Annotated in this window: 20 protein-coding genes; 10 read left to right on the top strand and 10 right to left on the bottom strand. The window is 61.6% G+C overall.

Annotation, left to right across the window (positions count from 1 at the left end; genetic code table 11):
- Positions 1 to 127: 127 nt before the first annotated feature.
- From rpsO to rbfA, 6 genes are all read right to left on the bottom strand, one after another.
- On the bottom strand, positions 128 to 397 hold the full coding sequence (rpsO, locus tag GS605_RS16445; RefSeq protein ID WP_152459381.1) for a 30S ribosomal protein S15: 270 nt from the start codon (positions 395 to 397) through the stop codon (positions 128 to 130).
- A 143-nt stretch (positions 398 to 540) separates the two neighbouring features.
- Positions 541 to 1,554 carry a calcium-binding protein gene (locus GS605_RS16440; protein ID WP_171724681.1) on the bottom strand — a complete coding sequence of 338 codons (1,014 nt, stop codon included), beginning with the start codon at positions 1,552 to 1,554 and terminating at the stop codon, positions 541 to 543.
- Positions 1,555 to 1,648: 94 nt separating this feature from the next.
- Positions 1,649 to 2,152: a DUF1643 domain-containing protein gene (locus GS605_RS16435; RefSeq protein ID WP_170346689.1), complete on the bottom strand. Its 504-nt coding sequence runs from the start codon at positions 2,150 to 2,152 to the stop codon at positions 1,649 to 1,651.
- Between the two features lie 21 nt (positions 2,153 to 2,173).
- The gene (gene truB / locus GS605_RS16430) at positions 2,174 to 3,079 is read right to left on the bottom strand and encodes a tRNA pseudouridine(55) synthase TruB (protein WP_170346688.1); all 906 of its coding nucleotides are present in this window, start codon (positions 3,077 to 3,079) and stop codon (positions 2,174 to 2,176) included.
- A 60-nt stretch (positions 3,080 to 3,139) separates the two neighbouring features.
- The gene (locus GS605_RS16425) at positions 3,140 to 3,877 is read right to left on the bottom strand and encodes a phosphodiester glycosidase family protein (protein WP_171724680.1); all 738 of its coding nucleotides are present in this window, start codon (positions 3,875 to 3,877) and stop codon (positions 3,140 to 3,142) included.
- A complete protein-coding gene (gene rbfA / locus GS605_RS16420) occupies positions 3,874 to 4,269 on the bottom strand; it encodes a 30S ribosome-binding factor RbfA (RefSeq protein WP_152459376.1) in 396 nt (131 codons plus the stop codon). The genes GS605_RS16425 and rbfA overlap by 4 nt, the downstream gene beginning before the upstream one ends.
- A gap of 91 nt (positions 4,270 to 4,360) precedes the next feature.
- On the opposite strand from rbfA, the gene dapB reads away from it, so the two are divergent.
- The gene (gene dapB, locus GS605_RS16415; RefSeq protein WP_171363421.1) at positions 4,361 to 5,170 is read left to right on the top strand and encodes a 4-hydroxy-tetrahydrodipicolinate reductase; all 810 of its coding nucleotides are present in this window, start codon (positions 4,361 to 4,363) and stop codon (positions 5,168 to 5,170) included.
- 39 nt (positions 5,171 to 5,209) lie between these two features.
- Positions 5,210 to 5,893: a DUF2306 domain-containing protein gene (locus GS605_RS16410; RefSeq protein WP_171724679.1), complete on the top strand. Its 684-nt coding sequence runs from the start codon at positions 5,210 to 5,212 to the stop codon at positions 5,891 to 5,893.
- Here GS605_RS16410 and GS605_RS16405 read toward each other — a convergent pair.
- Genes GS605_RS16405 through GS605_RS16395 form a run of 3 tightly spaced genes read right to left on the bottom strand, consistent with a single transcriptional unit; the run spans position 5,880 to position 8,268 of the window.
- Positions 5,880 to 6,548: an ureidoglycolate lyase gene (locus tag GS605_RS16405; protein WP_171724678.1), complete on the bottom strand. Its 669-nt coding sequence runs from the start codon at positions 6,546 to 6,548 to the stop codon at positions 5,880 to 5,882. The genes GS605_RS16410 and GS605_RS16405 overlap by 14 nt on opposite strands.
- On the bottom strand, positions 6,545 to 7,135 hold the full coding sequence (locus GS605_RS16400) for an HD domain-containing protein (RefSeq protein WP_171117191.1): 591 nt from the start codon (positions 7,133 to 7,135) through the stop codon (positions 6,545 to 6,547). Before GS605_RS16400 ends, GS605_RS16405 begins: the two co-directional genes overlap by 4 nt.
- Complete coding sequence (locus GS605_RS16395) at positions 7,132 to 8,268, bottom strand: TauD/TfdA family dioxygenase (protein ID WP_171724677.1); 1,137 nt, start codon at positions 8,266 to 8,268, stop codon at positions 7,132 to 7,134. The genes GS605_RS16400 and GS605_RS16395 overlap by 4 nt, the downstream gene beginning before the upstream one ends.
- A 99-nt stretch (positions 8,269 to 8,367) precedes the next feature.
- Between GS605_RS16395 and GS605_RS16390 the strand changes: the two genes are divergently transcribed.
- Positions 8,368 to 9,222 carry a LysR family transcriptional regulator gene (locus GS605_RS16390; RefSeq protein WP_171724676.1) on the top strand — a complete coding sequence of 285 codons (855 nt, stop codon included), beginning with the start codon at positions 8,368 to 8,370 and terminating at the stop codon, positions 9,220 to 9,222.
- 4 nt (positions 9,223 to 9,226) lie between these two features.
- Here GS605_RS16390 and GS605_RS16385 read toward each other — a convergent pair whose 3' ends face one another.
- Positions 9,227 to 9,409, bottom strand: a complete 183-nt coding sequence (locus GS605_RS16385) for a DUF1674 domain-containing protein (RefSeq protein ID WP_152459369.1) — start codon at positions 9,407 to 9,409, stop codon at positions 9,227 to 9,229.
- An 88-nt stretch (positions 9,410 to 9,497) separates the two neighbouring features.
- Here GS605_RS16385 and GS605_RS16380 point away from each other — a divergent pair, with 88 nt between their 5' ends.
- The 7 genes from GS605_RS16380 to GS605_RS16350 all read left to right on the top strand — a co-directional run bounded on the left by GS605_RS16380 (position 9,498) and on the right by GS605_RS16350 (position 17,970).
- Entirely contained in the window at positions 9,498 to 10,757 is a 1,260-nt protein-coding gene (locus GS605_RS16380) for an RsmB/NOP family class I SAM-dependent RNA methyltransferase (RefSeq protein ID WP_171724675.1), read from the top strand.
- A gap of 90 nt (positions 10,758 to 10,847) precedes the next feature.
- Entirely contained in the window at positions 10,848 to 12,587 is a 1,740-nt protein-coding gene (locus GS605_RS16375; protein WP_171724674.1) for a heparinase II/III family protein, read from the top strand.
- A gap of 22 nt (positions 12,588 to 12,609) precedes the next feature.
- Positions 12,610 to 14,199, top strand: coding sequence for a bifunctional phosphoribosylaminoimidazolecarboxamide formyltransferase/IMP cyclohydrolase (purH, locus tag GS605_RS16370; RefSeq protein ID WP_171724673.1), 1,590 nt, complete (start codon positions 12,610 to 12,612; stop codon positions 14,197 to 14,199).
- Positions 14,199 to 14,675 carry a signal peptidase II gene (gene lspA, locus GS605_RS16365; RefSeq protein ID WP_171724672.1) on the top strand — a complete coding sequence of 159 codons (477 nt, stop codon included), beginning with the start codon at positions 14,199 to 14,201 and terminating at the stop codon, positions 14,673 to 14,675. The genes purH and lspA overlap by 1 nt, the downstream gene beginning before the upstream one ends.
- Before the next feature lie 50 nt (positions 14,676 to 14,725).
- On the top strand, positions 14,726 to 15,241 hold the full coding sequence (locus GS605_RS16360) for a DUF3035 domain-containing protein (RefSeq protein ID WP_171724671.1): 516 nt from the start codon (positions 14,726 to 14,728) through the stop codon (positions 15,239 to 15,241).
- An 81-nt stretch (positions 15,242 to 15,322) separates the two neighbouring features.
- Positions 15,323 to 16,663: a pitrilysin family protein gene (locus GS605_RS16355; RefSeq protein ID WP_171724670.1), complete on the top strand. Its 1,341-nt coding sequence runs from the start codon at positions 15,323 to 15,325 to the stop codon at positions 16,661 to 16,663.
- Positions 16,660 to 17,970 carry a pitrilysin family protein gene (locus GS605_RS16350; RefSeq protein WP_171724669.1) on the top strand — a complete coding sequence of 437 codons (1,311 nt, stop codon included), beginning with the start codon at positions 16,660 to 16,662 and terminating at the stop codon, positions 17,968 to 17,970. The genes GS605_RS16355 and GS605_RS16350 overlap by 4 nt, the downstream gene beginning before the upstream one ends.
- Positions 17,971 to 17,993: the final 23 nt, after the last annotated feature.

The raw sequence follows: 17,993 nt of genomic DNA, 5'->3' as shown, positions 1-17,993 counted from the left end.
GGAATGCTCTGCTGTTCTGGCAAGTTAAGGGGGATGTATCGCTTGCGGCGGATCCAACGGAAAACGCCCGCCGGTTGGCGGGCGTTGAACCGGAAAACCCGGTTTCAGGTCATCTGCAAAAAAGCGCTTAGCGGCGGATGCCCAGCTTTTTGATCAGGTCCTGGTAACGTGCTTCTTCTTTGCCTTTCAGGTAGTCCAGCAGCTTGCGGCGCTGGGCAACCATCTTCAGCAGACCGCGACGACCGTGGTTGTCTTTCTTGTGGGTCTTGAAGTGCTCGGTCAAAGTGGTGATGCGCGAGGTCAGGATGGCAACCTGTACTTCAGGCGAACCGGTGTCGCCCTCTTTGGTTGCGAATTCTTTCATGACGCGTGCTTTTTCTTCAGCAGTGATCGACATCGGGGTCTCCTTCAAAGGTTAGAGTTGATGGCGCAGGCCGGGATGTCGTCCAGCACAGGCCCATGGAGAAAACCGCACCGATTCCGATGCGGATGGGCGCGTATAAGCGCATTTTCACCAAATGGCAAAGGGAATTTGCGGGTTCAGACCATCTGCCCGTACTGGGCCAGTTGCGCTTCGGTGATCAATTGAATGTCGGCCACCGTCATGCCTTGAGCCCCGTATACCTGCGCCACTTCCTGACCGTTGATCATCACCCGGGTCAGGTTGGCGTTTTCAGCGTCGGGTTCCACCTCAATCTCCGGGTCGGCCTCATCCTCCCAGGTGACAAGCAGCTTGTCCTCACCGGGTTGGAATCCCATGACGGTCACGTCTTCGTCACCCGGGCTCAGCACGATGTCATCGGCGCCTTGACCACCGTTAACCACATCCCCGCCGCCTGCCACAATGGTGTCGTCACCGGCGCCGCCATTCAGGAAGTCCTTTTCGGCTGCGCCCTCTTCGATGCCAAAGACAAAGTCATCGCCGTCGCCGCCAAAGACCGTATCTTCACCCGCGCCACCGTTCAGGGCATCGTCTCCGAACCCGCCCTGCAACGCGTCATCATCCGCCCCGCCCGTCAGAGTGTCGTCGCCCTGACCGCCATAAAGTTCGTCTTCGCCTTCGCCGCCATCCAGGGTGTCGTCCCCGAAATGGCCGAACAGGGCATCGTCCCCCTCATTGCCGAACAGAATGTCGTCATCCGCCTCTCCGTGCAGAACATCATCACCCTGACCGCCCGAAATCGTGTCCGTACCTTCGCCCCCGTGCAGAACGTCATCGCCCTTGCCGCCGTCGATGGTATCATCGCCGCCAAACCCGTTGATCTGGTCAACACCGTCCTGACCGGTGATCTGGTCAGGGCCATCGCTGCCGGCAATCACCAGGTCTCCTTCGAATTCAGAGATTACGGTGCCAGTGGACTGGGTTTCGATGTCGGGATTCACCGGGTCTTCGACGTTTTCGCCAATCTCAAGAAACTCTCCGGTGTAGGGTTGCGCTTCCGGGTCCTCGTTGGGCCCGTCCTCTGAAACGTCCTCGTCTTCGATCAGCATGTCGCTCATCGCGTATGCGGCACCGCCGATGGCGGCGAGTCCGATCAATCCGGCCAGAAACATGACACCTCTCCGATCGCAGAATGCTCCGAGGGTGAACATCCCATGCAATCGGCAATCGGGTCAAAGTCAAGTTATTGAAATGGTAAATACTTTATCACCATTGCTCGGGCTGTTGGCTGTAGGCGATATAAAGCGGGTGCTTGGGGTGACCGTCTTTGGTCAAGCCCAGATGGAACAGCGGCTGGCCGGTCCGGCGCAGCAGGGTTTCCACCGCCGGGCCCCGGTCCAGATGCGCACCATGGGTGCCCCAGGCGGCGATGACCTGATCAGCCCACCGAACACCTTCCAGAATGGCGGCGTCATTTTCCGGGCCTACCGGATCGGCAGCAGCGCGCATCTTGCGCGGATCGGTGTCGCGCCAGGCAAAGATGTTGGTCACCTGAAACGCGCCGAACCCCAACGCCCGGGCACGACGTTCGCAGCGTTCAACCGTCGGGTCGTTCTGCACTTCGGTCGCGGTAGACGGGTTCAACATGACAAACAGCGCCTTGCGCCCTGCCGGGTCCCACACGCGGGTCAGGCTATAGCGGTATTTCTCGCAGTCGGAGTAGATGGCGGTCGAGGGCGCATCGCCCTTGGTGTGCGTTCGGGTGATCATGCCTTTCGCCTAACACGCGGTTCAGGCGGCGAACACCCGGCTGGGATGCAATTCGCCCGATTTGTAAACCCCCACGGCCACGGCCTTGCCATCCAGCGAGGCCCATGCCTCGTCGCCGTATTCAACATCCGAGGCCAACACCATGCCCGGGTTGCCATTACGCAGGCGGGTTGCGCCTTCGGGGGTACATTTAAGCTCTGGCAGGTCGGACAGGCCGGCTTCCAGCGGGTGCAGATAGTCGTCCAGCGCCGTGGTCTTTGCCATTTCGTCGATCTGTTCGATGCTCAACCCGTCTTCGGCCTCGAACGGTCCGGACCAGATCCGGCGCAGTTCCCGGACGTGGCCGTGGCATCCCAGCGCTTCACCCAGATCGCGGGCGATCGAGCGGACATAACCGCCCTTGCCGCAGGTCATCTCCAACACCACGTGATCTGCGTCGGGGCGGTCGACAAGGATCAGTTCCTCGACCCAAAGAGGCCGGGCTGTCAGTTCCACGTCTTCGCCGTCGCGGGCCAGTTTATAGGCGCGCTGGCCGTCGATTTTCACGGCGGAAAACTTGGGCGGAACCTGCATGATGTCGCCCAGAAATGGAGTCAATGCTTGTTTGATGTCTTCATCCGACGGGCGGGCATCGCTTTCGGCAATCACTTCGCCCTCGGCATCGTCAGTGTTGGTGGCCTGGCCCAGACGGACAGTGAAGGTGTAGGCTTTCAGAGCATCCGTGATGTAGGGAACGGTTTTGGTCGCCTCACCCAGAGCCACGGCCAGAACGCCGGTCGCTTCGGGGTCAAGCGTACCCGCATGGCCCGCCTTTTTGGCATCCATCGCCCAGCGCACCTTGTTGACCACAGCGGTCGACGTCATGCCCGCGGGCTTGTCCACCACCAGCCAGCCGGAAATGTCGCGACCCTTGCGTTTGCGTCCCATATAGCACCTTCAATCTTGCTGAGGCGCGCGACCTAGCGGATCGCCATCGTCCTGTCAATTTCAAGGTGCGTCTTCGACCACACCCACGATCGGCCCCAGCGAAAACCCGAGATCGGACCGATTGTTCGCGCGGTCATACATGCGAGAGATATTGCCATCGAAGAACAGCGCATTCGGAGTTTCCAGCACGTCGCGGAACAGACGGCCGAATTCGTGGAATGTGACGTAATCTTCGGAAATCGCGAACACCGCGCGGGTACCATCGGCGCTGGTGCCCACCCCGTTGCGCACATAGAGCGAAGTCGAATCGGGCAGGAACCGGGGGTGCAGGTCACCATCGATCACCAGCATCGGGCCGGATTGGCTGGCGAACCGGCAGTCGGGGGCCCGGTCGATGAAATCCAGCGTCTCGAACACGTCAGCGCGGCCCTCGCGGATGCAGAACACGCCGTTGGGCAGCAGGCCGAAATTGCCGGGGCCGGGGTTGGAGATCACCCGCATGACCTCTTTGCCGTTCTCGACATAATGGCCGACGGGCGAACGGTCATCGTGGTACATGCCCGCGTTCATGGCAAAGGCCAGACGCTTGCCGCCGGGGGCCAGCGCCTCGTTCACCGACGAGAAATGCCCCAGCAGATCCTCGTTTTCGTCGTTGAGAAACAGGCGCAGGTCTTCGTTTTCCGCGTCGACCTCGCAGACGGTATAGCGCTTGTCATCATGGGTCAGCTTTTCGCAAGTGACCGCAGAGGCTTGTGCGGCCCAGACAACCGCGCCCAATGTGACGAATGCCCGGATCACTCGTCCAGATCGCGGCGCACCGCGTCCTGTTCGAACATGCGGCGGGTGTCGTCCAGACGGTCAAAAGTGTCATCCAGGCGGAACCGAAGATCGGGCGAGAATTTCAGGCCGACCTTTTTGCCGACCATGCGCCGCAGTTCACTTTTGTTGCGGGCGAGCAGATCGATCACGTCCTCCTGCCCTTTGCCGCCCAAGGGCAGCACATAGGCGGTGGCGATTTTCAGATCGGGCGAGGTGCGCACCTCACCCACTGTGATCGACATGCGGTTCAGGTCGGGGTCGTGGACATCTCCGCGCGCCAGAACCTCGGACAGGGTGCGGCGGATCAGTTCGCCGACGCGCAGCTGTCGTTGGGACGGGCCGGGGCCATCGTGGAATTTGTTCTTTGCCATAATCCCCGATCTAAGCGCAAACCGGGGCTTTGCCAAGCGGGCGCGAACGGGGTAGGAGGCTTTGAGCAGTTTGCAGCAAGGGAATACCGCCATGACCCATATTCCGGGTATCGTCATCACAGGGGCTTCGGGCCGTATGGGGCAGATGCTGATCAAGACCGTAACCGACAGTGATCAGGCGCGTCTGGTCGGCGTGGTCGAGCGCACGGGGCATGACTGGGTCGGTCAGGATGTGGGCGAAGCCATGGGTGGCCAGGCGCTGGGCGTCAAAGTTACCGATGACCCGCTGGAAGCTTTTGCGCAGGCACAGGCGGTGATCGACTTTACCGCGCCCGAGGCGACGCTGGACTTTGCCGCTTTGGCCGCGCAGGCGCGTTGCGTGCATGTGATCGGCACGACCGGCATGACGGATGAGCAGATCGCCGCGCTGGAACCGGCCTCGCGCCACGCGGTGATCGTGCGGGCAGGGAACATGAGCCTTGGCGTCAACCTGCTGGTGCAACTGACCAAGAAAGTCGCGGCTGCACTGGATGAGGATTTTGATATCGAAATCATCGAAGGGCATCACCATCACAAGGTGGACGCACCATCCGGCACCGCGCTGATGCTGGGCGAGGCCGCCGCCGAGGGGCGTGGCGTCAAACTGTCGGATGTGGCCGACCGGGGGCGGGATGGCATCACCGGTGCGCGCAAGCGTGGTGACATTGGCTTCCACGCCATTCGCGGCGGAGACATCGTTGGTGAACATGACGTCCTGTTCGCCGCGCCCGGCGAGCGCATCGTTCTGCGCCATCTGGCCAGCGACCGCGCGATTTTTGCCCGCGGCGCGCTGAAGGCGGCGCTGTGGGGGCAGGGGAAGGCACCCGGCCAATATGACATGGTGGATGTGCTGGGTCTGTGAGCCATAGACGAAGCGGTCGCCGACGCTAAGCTTTGATTCATGAGGATTCGGCGCTCTGGACTGGCAACCGGCATTTTGCTTGCGGTGTTCTACCTGACACTGTTGCCATTCGTTGCGCATGGCGTTGGAATGATCGGCAAAGGCCTGTCGCAGGACGCTGCCCGGCACAGTTACTTGTTCGCTGATGGTGAGAATGTCGGCAATGCCGCGATGTTGGTACACATTCTGGCTGGTACTTTTCTGGTCGCACTCGTCCCGCTTCAACTGTTGAAGGGGCTGCGGCTCAAGTACAATCGATTTCACCGCATGTTGGGAGCCTGTCTGGTGGCGCTGGCATGGATCACCGGGCTGGCGGGCATGAGCTATATTCCCCTGCGCGGAACCATCGGTGGGCCGCTGATGTCTGCCGCCTTTTTTCTGTACGGGCTGTGTCTTTTCACGGCTGCGCTGATGGTGGCGCGCAGGGCTTTGGAAGGGGATCGCGCAGGCCATTGGGCATGGGGATTGCGGCTGTTCTGGCTGGCGTTGGGGTCGTGGCTTTACCGAGTCCACTATACGCTTTGGTATCTGCTGACCGGAGGGGTGGGGTCAGAGCCCGATTTCTCGGGCCCTTTTGATCTGGTGCAGAATTTCGCGTTCTTTGTGCCTTATCTGCTGGCCGTGCAGATCTGGATTGCGCGCCGGCGCCAGAGGCATCAGGGGGCGTTGGTCACAAATCCCTGACTTTGTCCGCCCGCAGCGGGCAGGCCAGATAAACGCCGAACTCTTTGCCGATATCGGCGCTGACCCGCGCGTGGACCCGGCCCTGACGATCCAGAAAACGCTGGTTGTCCTCGACCGGGAAAATCCCCTCGTGCCAGATGCCGGGATGGATATAGAGCCCCTTTGACCCGTCACACCAGAATGCCACCACCTTGTCCGGGGTCAGATTGTCGCCAGGCAGGGCCGCGGGCACGATGAAGGGCTTGTTGTCCAGCGGCCAGAACATCTGCCCGCCATCGGGGTGATAATTCATATGCCACAGCAACACCTGATCCCGCGGGGCCGTTTGCCGGTCGGTTTGCGCGTGCTGAGGGTCGGCGGACCAACCCAGCACGTAATGGCCTTTGACCGCCTCGTTCTCACCGTAAAGCACGTCACCCTGCCAATCGCATTTGAACGTGCCTTCAACCCAGCCGCCTTCGTCACCCGTGCCGTCGTCAATCGGTCGCCAGCCCTGCTGCGGCCAGCGTACGATCTCGATTTCAAAGGTCTCGGGGTCGTCGACCAAACAGCCGTACCCCCTAACCGTGTTGTCCGTCGCCCGGATCAGGGGAACCTCGTGCCACGGTAGGGATGGCTTGGAACTGGCCTCGAAGATGTACTCGGGTGCGGTCATGATGCCCCCAGGTGCTTGTCGACCATGCGCTGCACCATCGGTGCGAAATGGGCGAAATCCGGTGTCTCCATGTCCGCCCGTTTGCCGGCCTCATCCAGGTACCGGACTTGAATGATCTCTTTCAGGTTTGGATTGGATTCGAAGGCGGCGACTTCTTCGGCGCTCATCGGGCCGCCTTGCAGTTCCAAGGTATGGACCGAGGCGGCAGAGAGGCGGTTGAAATATTCGGGCTTGGTGGCGCAGAGATACCGTTTGGCGGCCACGTGATAGCGGCAGCAATCGGTGATGACCGAAGGGAAGAACTGTTCCAGCACCTCAGCACCCGCATCCTCGTGGTGGCGGTCTTCGGTATCATCGGGGTGGTAGGTCCCGAACTCGGATGTGAAATGGCCGATATCATGCAACAAGGCGCCGACGATGATCTCTTCAGGCTGGCCGTTCTGTTCGGCGATGGTGGCGCCTTGCAGCATGTGCTGGGCCATGGTGACGGGTTCGCCAAGATATTCCTCACCGCCGCGGCGTTCGAAGATATCCCCGATGAAGGCGACGATATTGTCCCGGTTCAGGGTCGAGAAATCGGGCTTCATTCCGCTGCCTCCGGCTGCGTCATCTTCATCGCCGCCAGTGTGGACAGCAGCCCGTCCTTGTCGGTATAGCATCCCTGCAACCAGCGCGAACCGGCACCGGAATAGCCCAGCCGTGCATGCAGGACACGGGTGTTGTCGACGATGAAACTTTCGCCCGGCTCCAGTTTGAACGACACGCCCATGGCCGGGTCGTCGATGATCTCGCCCAGTTGGCGGTAAGCCGCGTAATAGGCTTCCATCCTGTCGAAAGGCACGTCCACGAATGGCGCTGAGGAACGGTTGTTGAAGCGAATGCCAACCAGTTCTCCATCCGGCGACAATTCGATCATCGGACGGCGAGACCGCAGGCAGACACCGTCTGACCCCTTATATTCAAACCGCGCCGGGTAGCCTGCCAGCAGCGCAAAACCTTCGGGGTTCTGCGCACGCAGTTTTTCGGCAGCGCGAAAGCCGTCGACCACGATCGAGTCGCCGCCTTCGGCGCTGTTTTCCAGACAATAGAGGATTTGCAGCGTCGGCACAGGGTCGCGATAGGGGTTGTCGGTGTGGGCCTGCAAGCCAAGCCCTGTATAGGCGAGGTTGGTCGGGTTCACTTCCGTCCGAACCTCGAAATAAGGGCCATAGTTGGTTTCGCGGACATAGCCGAACAGGTCGGCCACTTTCAAAAGCGATTCTGGTTCGGTTGGCCCGCCCGTCAGCTTGGCAAAGCCGTAACTCGCCACAGACGCCAGCCAGTTGCGTTTGGCCGCAGGGCTGGCATGAACCTCGTTCCAATCGCCAGAGGGTGCGGCGATCCCGCCTTCCCAGGTGATGATGCCGGGGGCGGTGCGGCCCAGCGTATCGTCCCGTTTGCAATCATAGTTGTGTTTGATCAGCCATTCGGCCGGGAAGGTAACGGTTTTGTCTTCGGGCTGGAACGTGACCTGAAGGCCGCCCGCGACAACCTCGGCTGAACTGACCGAGATGTCAGCAGGGATATCGCCGATGGTGATCAGCCGCTGGCCGTTGCCCGGGGCGCGGGTTTCCGGGTCCAGCGCGTTGTCGCGCAACCAGACGGCGTGAAAGCGGGCTTGCGTTCCTGTGTCGAACGCGACGGTGACGATCGAAGTGTCATGGGTGGCGGTGCGCAGCATTTGGGGTCTCCTGTTCGGCGCGAGCTTTGGTTGAGCAGATACGCCGTTCATGGCATTACGACAATTAATCCTTATTTCGGCTGAGGCTTGGAAAATCTAATGGCTAAGAAAAAGATCGGGCTACCGCCACTGGACTGGCTGCGCGTGTTCGAGGCCGCGGGGCGTCTTGGTGGGTTCTCGGCAGCAGCCAAGGAATTCGGGCTGACGCAGGCCGCTGTCAGCCAGCGGATCGGCAACCTCGAAGCCTGGCTGGGCCGATCCTTGTTCGTGCGCGAGGCGCGGGGCGTGTCGCTGACGGTCGAAGGTGAAAGCTATCTGCCTTTGGTGCAGGACAGCCTTCGCGCGCTGGAGCGCAATACCGAGGACCTGTTTGGCAAATCCCCGCGCGAGTTGCGCGTGGCCGGCTTGTCGTCGAACATCCACGCACTGGTTCTGCCGGCGCTGACCCGGTTTCACGAGATGCAGCCAGGGGTTCGGGTGATGACCGACTCGGTCGCGCGCCGGTCGTCTTTGGACGAAGAACGAACCTGGCTGCAAATCCGATATGGTCGGGGCATCTGGGCCGGGCGTGATGCCGCCCTGATCGCGCCTGAGGTCCTTGCCCCCATGGCGCCGCCGGGTGTCGACTGGGGCGCCCAATTGATTGACCTGCGCGGAGAACGCCCCGGCTGGAGAGAGTGGAGCCAGAAAAACGGCCAGCAGGACCTGCCGCAATCAAAAATCAGTTTTGATTCGATGGAACATGCGATTTCGGCTGCGCAGCGCGGCATGGGTGTGGTTTTGGGATCGGTGCCCTTGGCCCTTGCCGACTTGCAAGAGGGTCGGTTGCGGCGGTTGGATTTACCCGAGTTGCACACCAAAGACGGGTACTGGCTGACCTGGCCTGAAGACCGGGCGAAGTCCAGAAAACAACGGGCGCTGATCAAGGATTTCCTCAAGGCGCTGCGTGGTTGACCGTTCAGAAATCGATGGCGATGCCCTTCTTTTCCCAGTCACCGTAGCGGGCCGGGTCCGGTCCGTCTCGGCCACCCAGCTCTTTCGGCAATTCCCGGGCCTCGGCTTTGGCTTTGCGGCGGCGTTCTTCCGCTTCGGCCAGGGCGCGCTGGGCGGCGGGGGGCAAGTCTTTGCGGTCGTCACTCATGACATCGGGTTCCTTTCCTTGCGCAGTCTTGATATACGCCCGCGTCCGCTATTGGCAATGCGGACGCAGGTCACATGAAGGCGGTACCATGTCTAACAGCGCGACAGCAGCACGGCGCAGCGCAATCTATCTTCTGGATCAGGTTCTGGGCGAAGGTCGCCTGCTGGCCGAGTGTCTGGCGGCGGGCGCAGTGGATCGGTTGGAACCCGAGGATCGCGCGCGTTCCCAGCGACTGGCGTTGGAAACACTGCGTGGGCTGGAACGGGCCGACCGCCTGCTGGCCAACCACCTGAACCGAACACCCGCTCTGACGGTCCACAACGCGCTGAGACTGGGTGCGGTCGAGCTTTGCAACGGCGAAGCCGCCCATGGCGTCGTCAATTCCATGGTCGAGATCGTCAGCCGTTCGCGCAAGCATGGTCGCCTCAAGGGGTTGGTGAATGCCGTTCTGCGCAAGGTTGCGGCAGAAGGCCCCGAGGCGTGGCCGAAGATGCGCGTTCCGCGTTTGCCGGACTGGTTGCGTGAACCGCTGATCGCAGCGTGGGGCACGGATGCCGTTACCGGAATGGAGCAGGCACATTTCGCGGGTGCGCCACTGGACCTTACCTTGAAACCCGGGGCGGAAGGCCCTTCAGGCGAGATCCTTCCGACCGGGTCGGTGCGGTTGCACGATGCGGGTCAGGTCTCGACCCTGCCGGGGTACAAGGCCGGAGACTGGTGGGTGCAGGATGCGGCGGCCGCATTGCCGGTTCGCGTTCTGGCCCCGAAGTCGGGCCAGAAAGTGCTGGATCTGTGTGCGGCGCCGGGTGGGAAAACGATGCAGCTTGCGGCCGCAGGGGCTGATGTCACGGCGCTAGACGTGTCGGAATCACGGATGGAACGGGTGCGCGAGAACCTTGCAAGGACCGGCCTCAGGGCGAAGGTCATCGTGGGCGATGCGCTGGAACACGAAGACCGGTACGACGCGATCCTGCTGGACGCGCCGTGCTCGGCCACGGGTACGATTCGCAGGCATCCTGACTTGCCGTTTGCCAAGGACGGTTCGGAATTCGGCGGCCTGATCGAGCTCCAGACGCGCATGTTGGCCCATGCGTGGGGCTTGCTCAAACCCGGTGGGCGCCTGGCCTATTGCACGTGTTCCCTGCTGCCGGACGAGGGGGAAGTTCAGGTTGAAGAGGCGCTGGGCATGTATTCGGACATGAGCGTGGATCGCGACGCGCTGAACGTACCCGGTGTCGAAACGGATTGGATCACCGAAGAAGGCGGCTTGCGATTGCGACCGGATTATTGGCCGGATCGGGGTGGTATGGACGGGTTCTATATCGCGTGTCTGATCAAATCCGTCTGAACGCACGCTTTTCGGTGACTTGACGATCGGCGCGGTCTATCGTTGGGTCTCAAGCGCCAGCAGAGCGCAAGGGGCAGAGTAACACGCGTCATGTCGAATTCAGACACCATGGCCAGTCGGTGGATGCGGTTTCAGAACCGTTTCTATGCGCGCCTGAGCCAGCGGCAAAAGGCGGTCACAGGGTTTGTTGCGCAACCGGATCCGCGCTCGGTGGGTTCGTTCGCACGTGGCCGGCAACTGGTTGCCGGAAATCTGTTGTTCGCGGGCTATCTGGTCGAGGCCGAAGATACCGGGCTTTGGGACGTCACCGCCCCCAGTGCCGGCTTTGACGAAGAACGTCACGGCTTTGCGTGGCTGGATGATCTGGCGGCGGTCGGAGACATGCGTGCGCGGGAAAAGGCGCAGCGCTGGGTGTGGGGATGGATCGAATCTCATGGCCGCGGGCAAGGGCCCGGCTGGGCGCCTGATCTGACCGGACGTCGGGTGATGCGCTGGATCAACCATGCGCTTTTTCTGCTGCGAGGGGCGGATGAAAAACAAAGCAAACTGTTTTTCCGCTCGCTGGCCCAGCAAACATGGTTCCTGTCCAAACGCTGGCATGCCGCGACCCCGGGACTGCCCCGGTTCGAGGCGCTGGCCGGACTGGTGCAGGCCGGGCTGGCGCTGGAGGGGCTGGAGCGAATGGCCGACCCGGCCCTGCGCGCCCTGGCCGGGGAATGCGACCGTCAGGTGGATGCGCAGGGCGGAATTCCAACCCGCAATCCGGAAGAATTGCTCGAGGTATTCACGCTGCTCAGCTGGACTTCGGCTGCGCTGAATGATCTTGGTCGCGGGACGCCTGCCGCTCAGGCCAATGCGATCAAACGGATCGCGCCGACCCTGCGCAGCCTGCGCCATGCGGATGGGGCCTTGGCGCGGTTCCATGGCGGTGGGCGCGGTGTCGAAGGGCGACTGGAACAGGCCCTTGCGCAAAGCGGCGTCAAGCACAAGGCAGCGACCGAACTGCCAATGGGCTATGCCCGTCTGTCTGCGGCGCGCACCACGGTGATCGTGGATGCCAGCATACCGCCGTCGGGGGCGGCCTCTTACAATGCGCATGCCTCTACTCTGGCGTTCGAGCTGACCTCGGGGCGGCGGCCGCTGATCGTGAATTGCGGGTCGGGGGCCAGTTTCGGGCTGGAATGGCGCCGCGCAGGACGGGCGACGCCGTCGCACTCGACGCTTTGCCTGGATGGGTTCTCAAGCGCCCGGCTGGCCAAACCGGTGCCGGGGCGTGAAGCGCAGGCGCTGGTGGACGCACCACAGGAGGTGCCCGTTGATTTCGAGGATGCGTTCGAGGGCATCCGCTTCATGGCGGGGCACGATGGATACGCAAAGGTCTTTGGTCTGACCCATGCGCGGACCTTTGAGTTGCGATTTGACGGGCGCGAGCTGACGGTCGAGGATATTCTGCTGACGGCGACCGACAAGGCAAAGCGTCAATTTGACAAGGCGATGGACGCTTCGGGCCTCAAAGGCATTGGCTATGACATCCGGTTTCACCTGCATCCGGATGTCGATGCGGCGCTGGATTTGGGCGGGGCGGCAGTGTCGATGGCGCTCAAAAGCGGTGAAATCTGGGTTTTCCGACATGACGGCGTTGGAAAATTGTCCGTCGAGCCAAGCGTTTACCTTGAAAAAGGGCGTTTGAAGCCACGCGCGACAAAACAGATCGTTCTATCCGGGCGCGCAATGGAGTATGCGACGCGCACCCGGTGGACTCTGAGCAAGGCACAGGACACAGCCTATGCCGTGCGCGATACGCACCGGGACGAGCCCGAGTTAGACTGACGCCAAAAGGACCTTTGGACCCATGACCGATCTTCACCCCGTGCGCCGCGCGTTGCTTTCCGTATCCGACAAAACCGGGCTGATCGAGCTGGGCAAGGCGCTGGCCGAACGCGGGGTCGAGCTGCTGTCGACCGGCGGCACGGCCAAGGCGCTACGCGATGCAGGGCTTTCGGTGAAGGATGTCAGCGAGATCACCGGCTTCCCCGAGATGATGGATGGCCGGGTCAAGACCCTGCACCCGATGGTGCATGGCGGGCTGCTGGCCCTGCGCGACAACGACACCCATGTTGCAGCCATGAACGAACACGGCATCGGTGCAATCGATCTGTTGGTTGTGAACCTGTATCCGTTTGAAGCAACCGTGGCCAAAGGCGCAGGTTACGATGAGTGCGTCGAGAATATCGACATCGGCGGTCCGGCGATGATCCGCGCGGCGGCCAAGAACCATGCGTTCGTAAATGTGGTCGTGGATGTTGAAGACTACGAAAAACTGCTGGGCGATATGGATCAGCACGACGGCGCGACCTGTCCGAAATTCCGCCGCAAGCTGGCGCAGAAAGCCTATGCCCGTACCGCCGCCTATGACACGGCAGTGTCCAACTGGCTGGCCGATGCGCTGGAGCTTGAAGCCCCCAAGCGCCGCGCATTTGCCGGTGAATTGAAACAGACCTTGCGCTATGGCGAGAACAGCCATCAGCAGGCTGCGTTCTACACCGACGGCACCAATCGGCCCGGTGTGGCGACCGCGATCCAGCATCAGGGCAAGGAACTGAGCTACAACAACATCAATGACACGGATGCGGCCTTTGAACTGGTGGCCGAGTTTGACCCCACTGAGGGCGCCGCCTGTGCCATCATCAAGCACGCCAACCCCTGTGGCGTGGCAAGGGGTGCAACCCTGCTTGAGGCGTACAAGGCGGCATTCGATTGCGACCGCACCTCGGCCTTTGGCGGGATCGTGGCGTTGAATCAGCCCCTGGACGCCGAAACCGCGCAGGAGATCACCGGGATTTTCACCGAAGTCGTGATCGCTCCCGGCGCATCGGATGAGGCCAAGGCAATCTTTGCCGCCAAGAAAAACCTGCGCCTGCTGACAACCGAAGCTTTGCCGGATGTGGCCGCCGGCGGGAAAACCGTGCGTCAGGTGGCTGGCGGGTTGCTGGTGCAGGACAAGGACAACGGCTTTGTCGGCTTGGATGATCTGAAGGTTGTGACCAAGAAGGCCCCTACCGACGAACAGATGCGTGACCTTTTGTTCGCGTGGAAAGTGGCCAAACACGTCAAATCCAACGCCATCGTCTATGTCAAAGACGGCGCCACCGTCGGCGTCGGCGCGGGCCAGATGAGCCGTGTGGACTCGGCCCTGATCGCCGCCAAGAAAGCCGAGCGCATGGCCGACGCGCTGGGCTTGGCCCAACCGTTGACCATCGGCTCTGCCGTGGCCTCGGACGCGTTCTTCCCCTTCCCTGACGGGCTGATGGAAGCGGCCGAGGCAGGTGCAACCTGCGTCATTCAACCGGGCGGATCCATGCGGGATGACGAAGTGATCGCCGCTGCGGATGAGGCCGGATTGGCCATGGTCTTCACCGGCATGCGCCATTTCCGTCACTGATGCGGTCACGCCTGCTTCTCTGGGCGGCCCTGGCCGCCTTTGCGATCGACCAGATCAGCAAATATCTGGTCGTTCATGTCATGCGCGTGGCCGATCAGCCCGGCGGCATTAATGTTGTGCCACCGCTTCTGGTGTTCAAATACGGCGAGAACCGGGGAATCAATTTCGGCCTGTTCCAAGGAAATTCGGAGGCTGCGCGCTGGATTCTGATCGGTATTTCCGTGGCGATCTGTGTCGGCGTGCTTGTCTGGCTCAGCCGCGCAGCCCATTCGGGGCTGACGCTGTTTTGCGGTGGCCTGCTGATCGGCGGTGCGCTGGCGAATGTGGTGGATCGGGTTCTTTACGGCTTTGTTCTGGATTTCCTGAACATGTCCTGTTGCGGCATCAACAATCCGTTTGTTTTCAACCTCGCAGATGTCTTCATATTTGCAGGAGCCTTCGGGCTGGTGCTGTTTGACGGCAAAAAGGCCTCGTGACGCGCGGAATGATATGCGATAAAAGCGCCTGAAACAGGCTGGAGACACCAATGCGGATGCCGCGCGCCCTATTTGTTTTGACTGTTGCCGCTGCGGTTGCGGCGTGTTCGAATCCCGGTCTGCGGGATCTGGCGCCTCCAGGCCCGGGGCCGGATGAGTTTTCTGTGTTGCCGGTCAAGCCGCTGACCCAACCTCAGGACTATGCGTTCTTGCCTGCACCCACGCCGGGTGGCGCGAACCTGACGGATCCGAACCCAAATGCCGATGCGGTGGCTGCGCTGGGCGGCAATGCTGCAGCGCTGAATCCGAACGCGGCTGTGCCATCCTCGGATGCAGCGCTTGTCACGGCTTCCAGTCGATATGGTGTTTCTCCCGATGCGCGGCAGGTGGTCGAGGCTGATGACGCCGCGTTCCGCAAACGCCGGGGGCGCTGGACCGGCCTGCGTCTGTTCCCGGTCGACCGCTATGGTCAGGTTTACGAAAAACAATCGATCGATCCGTTCGCGGAAACGGAAGCCGCCCGTCGGGCCGGGATCGAAACCCCTTCTTCGCCGCCGGGTGAATAATTCTTAACTTTCCGTCATCGGGCTTGAACCCGGGCCACGTCACCGTAGTTTGAATACCAGAAACGAAACGGAGGATGCCCTATGGTTCGGGCCCTGGCCTTGTCGGCTGCCCTGATCGCTGCCGCCCCGGTATTTGCCGAGGACGGGAAAGAAGCGGTCACCACATTCACATTGGACAACGGCATGGATGTCGTCGTGGTCGAAGACCACCGTGCCCCGGTCGTGCAGCATATGGTCTGGTACCGGGCCGGATCCGCTGATGAGCCGATCGGATCATCCGGCGTGGCGCATTTCCTGGAACACCTGCTGTTCAAAGGCACCGACACGCTGGCCCCGGGAGAGTTCTCTGCCACCGTTGCTGCCAATGGCGGCAACGACAACGCCTTCACCTCGTATGACTACACCGCCTATTTTCAGCGTGTCGCCGCCGACAGGCTTGAGCTGATGATGCGGATGGAATCCGACCGGATGCGGAACCTCCGGCTGAGCGAAGAGGACATTCTGACCGAACGCGACGTGATTCTCGAGGAACGCAACCAGCGCACCGAAAACAACCCGCGCGCCCTGTTCGGCGAACAGATGAGCGCGGCCCAGTATCTGAACCACCGCTACGGCGTGCCGATCATCGGCTGGATGCACGAGATGGAGGATCTGGACATGGAGGACGCGCTGTCGTTCTACCAGACCCATTATGCGCCCAACAACGCCATTCTGGTGGTCACGGGCGATGTCGATCCCGCTGAAGTCCGCTCGCTTGCCGATCAGTATTACGGTGTGATTCCCGCCAACCCGGACCTGCCCGAGCGGGTTCGGTCCCAAGAGCCGCCGCAAACGGCCGAGCGTCGCCTGACCTTCAAAGACCCGCGCGTGGCCCAGCCTTACGTTCAGCGCAGCTATCTGGCCCCGGAACGCGATCCGGGCGAACAGGAAAAAGCGGCGGCTCTGTTTCTGCTGGCCGAGTTGCTGGGCGGCAGCACGACGTCTTACCTGAACGAAAAGTTGCAGTTTGATCAGCAAAAGGCCGTCTATGCCGGAGCGTTCTATCGCGGTGTTTCGCTGGATGACACGACCTTTGATCTGATCGTCGTTCCGTCCGAGGGTGTTTCCCTGCAAGAGGCCGAAGACGCCATGGACCAGGCCGTGGCCGACTTCATCGCCGAAGGTGTGAACGAAGACGATCTTGAGCGCATCAAGATGCAGCTGCGCGCCGCCCAGACCTATGCGCGCGACAACGTGGACGGCATCGGCAACCGCTATGGCCGGGCCCTGACCAGCGGCCTGACGGTCGAAGATGTTCAGGCCTGGCCCGAGATCCTTCAGGCCGTGACCGGAGATGAGATCATCGCCGCGGCCCGCGAAGTTCTGCAACCCGAGGCATCGGTCACAGGCTGGCTGATGCGCGATGACGAGGTGACGCAATGAAACGGTTTGTTGCAACGCTGATTGCCTGCCTGGTCGCCCTGCCGGCTTTGGCCGAGATCCAGATCGAAGAAGTGACCTCGCCCGGTGGTATCAAAGCCTGGCTGGTCGAGGATCATTCCATCCCATTCACCGCGCTGGAGTTGCGGTTCCGTGGTGGCACGTCGCTGGACGACCCTGACAAACGCGGCGCGGTCAACCTGATGAGCGGGCTGATCGAAGAAGGCGCGGGCGACATGGATGCGCGGACCTATGCCCGCGAGCTGGAGGCTCTGGCGGCTTCGTTCCGATACAATGCCGGCGACGATTCAGTTTCGATTTCCGCGCGTTTTCTGTCCGAAAACCGGGATGAAGTGGTCGATTTGCTGCGCACGACGATCCACGAACCGCGTTTTGATCAGGATGCGGTTGACCGCGTGCGCGCGCAGGTTTTGTCGGGCCTGCGCTCGGACCAGACTGACCCGAACGAACTCGCAGGCCTCACCTTTGCGCAGATGGCCTACGGCGATCACCCCTACGGATCCGAGGGGAAAGGCACCATCGAAAGCGTCTCGGCCCTGACCCGCGATGACGTGGTCGCGGCTTACAAAGGCGTGTTCGCCAAGGATCGTCTGTACGTGGGGGCCGTCGGCGATATCACGGCTGAGGAACTGGGTACCCTGCTTGATACCCTGCTTGGCGACTTGCCGGACACCGGCAAGCCCATCCCGGGCAAGGCCCAGGTGAACATTCCCGGCGGCGTCAGTGTTGTCGAATTCGACACGCCTCAGTCCGTGGCCTTGTTCGGTCAGGCCGGGATTGATCGGGATGACCCGGATTTCTTTGCGGCCTTCGTTCTGAACCACATTCTTGGCGGGGGCGGGTTTGAAAGCCGGCTGATGCAGGAGGTGCGCGAAAAGCGCGGCCTGACCTATGGGGTCGGGACCTATCTGGTGCCCAAGGATCTGGCTTCGGTCTATCTCGGGTCCGTGTCCTCGGCCAATGACCGTATCGCCGAAGCCGTCGACGTAATTCGCGATGAATGGGCGCGCGCGGCCACCGAGGGTGTGACGCAAGAGGAACTTGACGACGCCAAGACCTATCTGACCGGCGCCTATCCGCTGCGGTTCGATGGCAATGGTCAGATTGCCTCGATCATGGTCGGAATGCAGATGGAAGGCCTGCCGATCGACTATATCACCACCCGCAATGACAAGGTGAACGCGGTGACATTGGAAGATGTCAACCGCGTTGCTGCCGAACTGCTTGACCCGGACGGTCTGCACTTTGTCGTCGTTGGCAAGCCGGTGGGCCTGGAAACAACGAACTGAACCTTTCGGGGGTAAGCTGCGGC

Origin of the sequence: Ruegeria sp. HKCCD7559 (genome assembly GCF_013110575.1) — a bacterium.
Taxonomy (GTDB): domain Bacteria; phylum Pseudomonadota; class Alphaproteobacteria; order Rhodobacterales; family Rhodobacteraceae; genus Ruegeria.
Note: the sequence above shows the minus strand (reverse complement) of the source record. Positions and strands in the feature narration are given on the sequence as shown.